Raw genomic sequence first — 8,283 nt, 5'->3', positions numbered from 1 at the left:
TCCCAGCTTTTGTGTAAATCCGATTCCAGAATAGCGCGAGCATTCATTTCTGCTTGCATATCCGGATCGAAAAAGCACATGGCATTGCGGCCTAATGCTTTTGCCTGATACATCGCCAGATCCGCATGCTTGAGCAATTCGTCTGTCGTGTGTGATTGACCCTTGAATAGTGCAATGCCGATGCTCGGCGTGGTGTGATGTTTATATGCACGGAGATTAAAAGGCTGATTGAATGCATCGCGAATCCTCTCGCAAATGGTTTTTATCTGAGCAACAGCCTCTTCTTGATCTTCGCTGAAGTTGGCCGCCAGGATCACCACAAACTCGTCGCCGCCCAGACGGGCTACCGTGTCGATGTCGCGTACGCTGGAGATCAGGCGCGGAGCGACCTGCTGCAGCAACAGGTCACCCATGTCATGGCCGAGCGTATCATTGAGCAATTTAAAATTATCGAGGTCTATGAACAGCAATGCGCCGGTGTGCCGGTGCCGGGCACCGGAAGCGAGGGCTTGCCGCAGGCGATCCAGCAGAAGTTGCCTGTTGGGTAATCCGGTCAAAGAATCGTAGAACGCGAGATGCTGAATTTCCTTCTCATCGCTCTTGCGCTGCGTGATATCTGTATTGATCGCGAAGACAGACTGCGGCCGTCCCTCGTCATTTCTGACCAAAGTCCAGTGCGCTTCAACAAGCAATATACTTCCATCCTTGCGACGCTGCGCGATTTCGCCTCTCCATTCGCCAGTATCGAGCAGGAACCGGGTTGCTTCATTAAAAACCGCGATACTGTCGTATAACACGTCAACCGGACTCCCCATTACCTCTTCGGATGTCCACCCATAAAGCCGCTCCGCCCCTCGATTCCAGAACTCAATACAATTATCCATTCCGCGAACAATAATCGCGTTCGTTGCCTTGTCCAGCAGGGAGGCCTGTTGGCGAATGCGCACGTTGGCTTCTTCGCGCGCCTGTTCAGACTCCTTGCGTGCCGTAATATCACGGAAATAAACAGCCAGACCTTCTTCCGACGGATAGACGTGCACCTCGAACCATTTGCCAAGGGGAATATAGAACTCTTCAAATGTCACTGAGGTGCTTTCCACAAGCGCCCGATGGTATTCACGATCAAAGATTGTTCCTTTTGTCTCCTCAAGTTCTTCCCAGATCACTTTGCCCAGGAGATCGTTGCGGTCGCGCCGTAGCAGATTTTCTGCTTCCTTATTTAGATAACTGAAGCACCACTCCCGGTCCAGCGTGTAGAAAGCGTCGGTAATGCTCTCCAGAATCCGCTCTGTGCGAAGCTTCGCGCGCCCTAGTGCCATAGCCTTCTCCCTGCTCACGGAGAGGACAAAGGAAACCAGAGCGATCAATATGCTGACCACGATCCCGCCCAGCAGGACGAAGAAGGCATCGTAACCTTTTACGGCTTTTTCAAATGCAGGAAGGGAAGATGCCTCGATTGCCCAGGTCTGTCCATACAGGGATATCGGTATGGCACGTTTAAATTTGGGTATGAGCGGCAGACCAGTGCGATGTTTTTCGCTCTCGAAAAGAAGAGAATTCTCTGCCATTGCTTCGCCATCAAATATTCTCAAATCCAGAATATCAAGCTCTCTGCGAAGAACGGCGCGTACAAAGTCGTCCATTCTGAACGGTGCATATACATAACCAGCGAGCGAAGCGCGTCTTTCTTGCGCCGTTTCCGGCAGACTTGCAACCTTGTAGTACGGTATATACATAAGAACGCCGGCCTGGATATCTTCGCTGGTTTCCTGGACTAGCTTTACCTTGCCAGAAAGTGCAGCTTCTCCCGTATCGCGTGCGCGGGCCATGGCTTCGCCTCGAACGGGATCTGAAAACATATCGTATCCAAAAGCGCGAAGATTGCTTCCAGAGAAGGATTCGAGATAGACAATTGAGGTGTACTCTTGCCGCAGGTTCTCCGGCCAGACTTTATAATCAGGAAATCCTTCCGCACGTACTTCTTTGATATGGGCAGGGAGTTTCGAAGGCGGGATATATTTGGCGAAACCAATACCGTGAATGCCTGGATATTTGTCATTTATTCGCAGCGCATTCACGTAAGTGCGCCATTCATTTCGTGAACTAGCGTTGGATGCAAGCAGGTGTCCCACCCCCCCTTTCAGCACCTGTTCATACCCGGAGAAGTGATACTCGATCTTATGAATAGCCTCTGCTACCACCTTATCGAATTGAGTGTCTTCGTTCCGCTCCTCTAGATCGAGGACGACAGACCAACTCACCAGAGTAAGCGATGTAAAAACTGCAAATGTTAGAGTGGGGATAGCCGACCTGGAGAGCATTCGTGCGGCAGGGGGAGCAAGTTTGTAGATTTCTGTCTCCATCTCTAAAACGCCGCGAATCTCTTTCGTCTGAAAAAAAATTGCCGCTTATCCCCTTTCAGTTATGCGAGGCATTTCTCAAATAGGCAAGGGTCCCAACAAGGTGGGAAAACTCGATTAGCGGGAGTTCCCCTGACGGGTACTCCCCATTAGTACGAAACTCTCCTTGTGTTTGGGTGTGATATGCAACGAACGCAAGCTTTTCATTGCCAAACATGCCGCACCGAAAATGCTCCCAATAACGTCTGCAATGAAGTCGGGTAGCCCTGCCTCACGACCAGGGAGATACATCTGGTGCCATTCGTCGAGCGCGCCCACCAACAGGGCGCCAAAAAATGCAACGGCCAGTTTGTGCCAGCCCCGCAAATTACTCGACAAACCGATTGTGCAAGCAATCAAAGCAAAAACAATGGCATGGACCAGCTTATCCCAAGGGTGGGGTATCAAGCCGACAGCCATAGATTGCCGCCCCCCGATAAACAGGGCGACTACAATTCCGAGCATTGCCAATATGGCGATAGCAGGAAAATGACGATATGCTAGGCGCTGCAGGTACAAGATGAGATCGAATTTCTGAGGGACATTCACTAAACCATCTGGTCAACACGGCGCAAGGAAATTGCCGTGTGGCTGCCTTTAGAAGACGACCTAATCGTACTTTATCTGCCTGGGTATTTAGTTCGCTGATCAACAAGCTATTTAGCCCTCTGATCAACAAGCTGAGAGTGAACTGTATCTGGTAGATCGCGAGGAACTGGAGTGTTGGCAGGCAAGGGTTATGCTTTGCTAAGTAAGGAGTAACGATTAAGTACGAATCATCCGATCAGATATTTTATGAGGGCCTCCTCAGCATGAACTCCTTGTGGCACAGGAATTCATCATATTCCCGGGTCTTTCCACTACGTTTTTTACCCTTGATAACCTTTTATGGCGTATTGACTTAGAGCAGACTAGCGTATGCTTTATTATTGATAAAATACGTTATTGGTAATTGCGCAATCGAACGATCCCAGAAAATTCTTCTTATCATTTACAATTGATAACATATTTTATCGATAGCTTGCCCAATCAATCATGATTGCAACGTTGCATAAGGCTTCCCTTTTGCTACAGTAAAAACGACAATGCTAATGCATTGTTTTTTTTAGGTTCGTAGTGTGGCGAAAGGCTGTGGCGAAAAGAATGGAGGAAATCAGGCATGAAAATCGGCTATGCGCGGGTATCGACTGACGACCAGAATCTTAACTTGCAGATGGACGCTTTGAACCAGGCAGGATGTGAACGGATATTCACCGACCAGGGCGTCAGCGGGGCTACTATCGAGCGTGAGGGACTATCCCAGGCGATTGCAGCAGTCGGGAAGGGTGATGTGCTGGTGGTGTGGAAACTCGACCGGCTGGGCCGGTCACTGAGCTTCCTAATAGAGTTGATCGATAAGTTACGAAAAGACCAGGCGGGATTTGAAAGCCTCTCGGATGGCATCAATACCACGACCGCTGGCGGAAAGCTGGTGTTTCATATCATGGGCGCACTGGCCGAGTTCGAACGTGCGCTGATTTCCGAACGGTCAAAGGCCGGAATGCAGGCTGCAAGGAAACGGGGAAAACACTTAGGTCGGCCAGTTAAATTAAACCGGGAGCAAATTAATCATGCGGCGGGGATGGTCAAGGAAGGGCGGGAAACTGTTTCCGGCATGGCCGAGTTGTTGAAGGTTGATCGCACTACCCTGCATAGAGCGTTAAAGCGGAAAGCCAAACGATCACCTCATCAGCATTTGTATCTGGCGGAAATACCGGATAAAAGCACTTCCTGACTACGCCATCTTTAATAATGAGCGTCAGCCTCTTGATCAGTCTTAGGCCGTCAACCTCAAGTATAGGCAATTCCATCGCTGAGGAAAACGAGTATATTGAATCGCTTAACAGGGGATAGGGTAACTCTAGGCGAATAGCAGCTTCTTTTTGTGCTTCCGGTGTTTGAGAGCTTAGCCCATAAACACCTACACGGTTGCGTTTGAATTCAGCGTGACTATCACGATAAGAACAGACCTGTGGCGTACACCCTGCGGCACCGAGAATTTGCGCCCAACCTTTAGGAATGGAAAATCCGGGGCGACCCGTCATTGGGTAACAGAAGATAACATTCCAACCAGCTAATTTAGACAGATTGATTCTTTTATCATCCGTGGAAGAGAGGGAGATATCGGGCAGCAGCATGTTTTCCAGATGCTGACACGCACCATCATCCATCGGGATTGGTAGATCTGCAGGAATAGAATGCAGTACATCTGGTAATGACTGGGTTTTTTGCATATTGATTTCCCAGGAATAAAACTTACTGGTATTGATTATTTCCCACTTTTAATCAAATAATGGATTTGCCAGCAGTTGCTATTTTGAACGCGGCTAACCTTTACGAAACATGGATTCGTTTGCTCATAAAATTGATCAACTTATTTCTGCTGGCTGCAACGTAACTAATTACGTTGCGTATTGCCAATGGGCGCGTCGAGCAACATCCTTTTTAACAGCAGCGATTGACAACCGGGCTGCTGCTGCTTTCGAAGAGCTAGCTCTCGGTGAGCGTTATCTTTGGTCAAGTTCCCGTGATGGGCAAATTGGGTATCTCGAGGGCCTTGCCCTACGCGTTAAGGCTTTCGGGCTGAAGCAGGCGACGATGGAGCCTTCCGATGGAACCACCAATCGCCAAAATCAAGCGGTGACAAATCGGGTATTTCTCGTCCACGGACACGACATTGCTAGCAAGGAGTCAACCGCTAGATTCGTGACGCTCCTAGGGCTCTATCCGATCATTCTTCATGAGCAGGCAAACGGAGGACGAACCATTATTGAGAAGTTTGAGGCTTATTCCGACGTTGGGTTCGCCATTGTTCTAATGACGCCAGACGATGTGGGGGCAAGCGTAAAGGAGCAAAACAAACTACTATCTCGTGCGAGGCAAAATGTTGTTTTGGAACTCGGCTACTTCACCGGCCGTTTGGGACGAAGCAAAGTTTGCGCGTTATTCAAGCCGGGAATCGAAATTCCCTCTGATCTTCACGGTGTTCTCTTTCTTGAGCTTGACGAACCGGGCGCGTGGAAATCAAAGCTGGCGAACGAACTGGTTCAAGCTGGAATGAAGATTGACGTGGAAGCTCTTCTACAGGGGTGAGCCCCATGCAAAACTAATTCCACGAGCAATTCCACACCCCGACCGGATAGAATCTGAAATCAAAGCTGATTTCTGCCAACGTGCCAATACGGCGACCTGTCTGACTCCAAATTTCTGTACCGATCTCTTCGATAGCTGACCCCTAGAAGAACGAGAAACCATATCCGGCATGGCCGGGTTGTTGAAAGTGGATCGTACTACCTTGCATCGAGCATTAAAGCGGAAACTCGAAACGGCTTAGTCTTCGCCTACCATCGCCACCACGTTTGCTCACTTAGCGGATTTGTATGGTGTGGAACCGTTTTTGGCTTTGCGCCTCGCGGAATATCGAGGCTGCTCCAATATGATGAAGGCTTAATTAGCTTTGATATGGAAGAGACTTTAGAAAGACGTTTTTCGAAGTCATGGTCATAGGTCAGCACGAACTCTAGTTGAAGCTCCTCAGCCTCAGCCAAGATACGGCAGTCACTAGGTTCGGGGTGATCCTGCTCGAAATATACTGCACGGGTTTGAACGGCAGTCGAGTCGTGAACGGGATAATCGATGAACAAGTGATTGAATGAAACTCTCATGAAACTTGCGGCGCTCAATATTTCGAATCCTCGCTACTTCAGAAACTACTGTCTCAGTTAGGACGAAGGCATTCGGTTGATAGAACCAGGTACGTAAGAGGGCTTTCTTCTCCACACACAAGGAGTCGGTCGGTTCAGCGATACCCGCAATGCCATCGAGCAAGTACGATAAGCACTGTGAGTCGAGGCCAATATGTATACTATTTCCCACTTCTCGATTCTTTTGTTTTTATCACTTTTGGCCTAACGAAACCAGAGCAACCACCCAAGCCCACTCGCGATGACGAGCATGAGTCCTGCACTGATAACGAGCAGTAACATCAGAACGCCTATCTCGGCAGCGGCATCCAGTTTTAGTTTATCTCGTAAGGAAAATGTGTCGTTGCGCATAACACGAGCTGAGAAAGCGCAAAGTAGGAAGAAGATGGCCAAGGCGACACTCATAACTAGCGGGAGTACTAGCGACAACTGCATGACCGGTTCCGACTGATGAGCGAAGTAGTAAGACACTACTGCGCCAGTTACAGCGTAATAGAAGCCATTCATCTTCATGACGAGGCCAAGATAATCTCTATATGTGTCGATGTTCAGTTGGTATTGCCGCCAATGCAATTCGTTATCTTCCATTCGTTTTTATCCTTTGCTTAAATTGCCTGCTATAAGCAGGCAATCAGGCGCGGCTATCCGCTGCGCCATGTTTTTATTTATTTGAATCTCCATACCCTCATTTTTCCAGGTTTTATAATTGTTACGCATGGACGGCCTCTTTCTTGATCTCTTTTAAGGTCAGAATCTTGGCTAGCGTATTTCCAGGCTCAGTCTCGGCCATAACAAGATCGTAGTGCGTTTGTAGGTTCAGCCAGTAATTGGGCGTCATGTCAAAGAAACGGGCAAGGCGAAGGGCGGTATCAGCGGAAATGCCGCGTCGTTTCAAAACAATGTCGTTCAGACGTGTACGGGGAACGCCTATAGCATGCGCCAGGGCATATACGCTGATACCAAGTGGCTCCAGAAACTCGTCCTTGAGTATCTCGCCGGGATGAGAAATCAGATTTCTACGGTTGTCTTTTGTAGTCATTTCTTTAATCCTAGTGATAGTCTTCGATTTTTACATCACGCGCTTCGTTGCCTTTCCAGACAAAACAGATGCGCCATTGTTTATTTATACGGATACTATGCTCAGCCTTCCGCTCACCCTTCAGTTTTTCCAATTGATTGCCGGGAGGAACGAGAAGATCCTTGATATCTCCGGCGGCGTGTAGCGCCTGAAGGCGGGCATAAGCTCTTTTTTTAAGAGCCGATGGAAGTTTTCGGCTTTTACCTGTAAGCCAGAACTCTTCCGTCTCTTTATCTTTAAAACTAAGTATCATAAGCGTAATGGTTTCCGTTACGGTTGTCAAGAATCATACTCGGCCCCAGCCTTGAGACCGGGCCGAGCTATTTTAGGCGGCTAGCTGTTGTCTTTGGTTGCCTTCCACCAAATCCATGATGTAGCGGTATGCCTTGCTGGCTTGGTTGGCTGCGGTGAATATTGCGCGTTTGTCGCTTTTTAACACCTTCAACCATGATTCGATATACCCGGCATGATTCGGGATCATTGATGCGGCAAAGCCAAGTTCCGCATTCAGAAAAGCACTTCCAAGCTCAGCAATCAATTCCTCGAAAGCATAGGATTCTGTACCAAAGCGGCTGGCGAAGTCACGCGCTAAACGGTGCTTGGCTCCGGTCCAGTGCGTCAGCTCGTGCAGGGCTACGCTGTAGAACTCGATCTCGGAAGCAAAGCGGTTTCGTTCCGGCAAATAAATTTCATCGGTCGAAGGGCGATAAAACGCCTTGTCGCCCTGTTCACGGATAACTGCGCCAGAATGGATTAAAACGTTTTCGGCCGCATCGATCTGCTGAAACTCGTTAAGCTGCGCGGCGCTGGTCTGTGGCTTCTCAATACCGTCTATCTGGTCAAGATTGAATAACCAAAATGGCTTAATCACGCGTATGGAGTTGGTTTTTTCGGTGCTGTCGCCTTCGTTCTCCGACTCGCGCTCAAGCGTCTTGAAGAAAACGCACGTAACGCTTTTTTCACCTTTACGCACTTGGCCGCCCATCTCTGCCGCTTGTTTGTAGGTCAGCCACCGGTCGCTTGAATAGCCGTGAGTCATGGTCGATGCCCACAACAAAAGCAC

9 protein-coding genes are annotated in these 8,283 nt (G+C 49.0%); 2 read left to right on the top strand and 7 right to left on the bottom strand.

Annotated elements, in window-relative coordinates; all coding sequences use genetic code 11:
• Both BMX66_RS15145 and BMX66_RS15140 read right to left on the bottom strand, forming a co-directional pair.
• On the bottom strand, window positions 1–2,363 hold a 2,363-nt coding region (locus BMX66_RS15145; protein WP_090883704.1), incomplete at its 3' end, for a sensor domain-containing diguanylate cyclase.
• 114 nt (window positions 2,364–2,477) lie between these two features.
• On the bottom strand, window positions 2,478–2,948 hold the full coding sequence (locus BMX66_RS15140) for a VanZ family protein (RefSeq protein ID WP_090883703.1): 471 nt from the start codon (window positions 2,946–2,948) through the stop codon (window positions 2,478–2,480).
• Between the two features lie 610 nt (window positions 2,949–3,558).
• Between BMX66_RS15140 and BMX66_RS15135 the strand changes: the two genes are divergently transcribed.
• Complete coding sequence (locus BMX66_RS15135; RefSeq protein ID WP_090883699.1) at window positions 3,559–4,173, top strand: recombinase family protein; 615 nt, start codon at window positions 3,559–3,561, stop codon at window positions 4,171–4,173.
• Here the strand turns inward: BMX66_RS15135 and BMX66_RS15130 are convergent.
• Window positions 4,082–4,672 (bottom strand): peroxiredoxin, encoded by a 591-nt coding sequence (locus BMX66_RS15130; protein WP_199679296.1) that lies wholly within the window; start codon window positions 4,670–4,672, stop codon window positions 4,082–4,084. The two genes, BMX66_RS15135 and BMX66_RS15130, sit on opposite strands and share 92 nt — an antisense overlap.
• Window positions 4,673–4,781: 109 nt before the next feature.
• Between BMX66_RS15130 and BMX66_RS15125 the strand changes: the two genes are divergently transcribed.
• Window positions 4,782–5,531, top strand: a complete 750-nt coding sequence (locus tag BMX66_RS15125) for a TIR domain-containing protein (protein ID WP_090883697.1) — start codon at window positions 4,782–4,784, stop codon at window positions 5,529–5,531.
• An 815-nt stretch (window positions 5,532–6,346) separates the two neighbouring features.
• On the opposite strand, the gene BMX66_RS15120 is transcribed toward BMX66_RS15125, so the two are convergent.
• From BMX66_RS15120 to BMX66_RS15105, 4 genes are all read right to left on the bottom strand, one after another.
• Window positions 6,347–6,730: a hypothetical protein gene (locus BMX66_RS15120; RefSeq protein ID WP_090883695.1), complete on the bottom strand. Its 384-nt coding sequence runs from the start codon at window positions 6,728–6,730 to the stop codon at window positions 6,347–6,349.
• A 121-nt stretch (window positions 6,731–6,851) separates the two neighbouring features.
• The gene (locus BMX66_RS15115) at window positions 6,852–7,181 is read right to left on the bottom strand and encodes a HigA family addiction module antitoxin (RefSeq protein WP_090883693.1); all 330 of its coding nucleotides are present in this window, start codon (window positions 7,179–7,181) and stop codon (window positions 6,852–6,854) included.
• Window positions 7,182–7,191: 10 nt separating this feature from the next.
• Window positions 7,192–7,503 carry a type II toxin-antitoxin system RelE/ParE family toxin gene (locus BMX66_RS15110; RefSeq protein WP_255398991.1) on the bottom strand — a complete coding sequence of 104 codons (312 nt, stop codon included), beginning with the start codon at window positions 7,501–7,503 and terminating at the stop codon, window positions 7,192–7,194.
• A gap of 42 nt (window positions 7,504–7,545) precedes the next feature.
• The coding region (locus tag BMX66_RS15105; protein ID WP_143058268.1) for an ArdC family protein at window positions 7,546–8,283 on the bottom strand (738 nt) is incomplete at its 5' end.

The organism is Nitrosovibrio sp. Nv6, from assembly GCF_900110495.1.
Classification (GTDB): Bacteria; Pseudomonadota; Gammaproteobacteria; order Burkholderiales; family Nitrosomonadaceae; genus Nitrosospira.
This window is presented reverse-complemented; position numbering and strand designations above follow the sequence as displayed.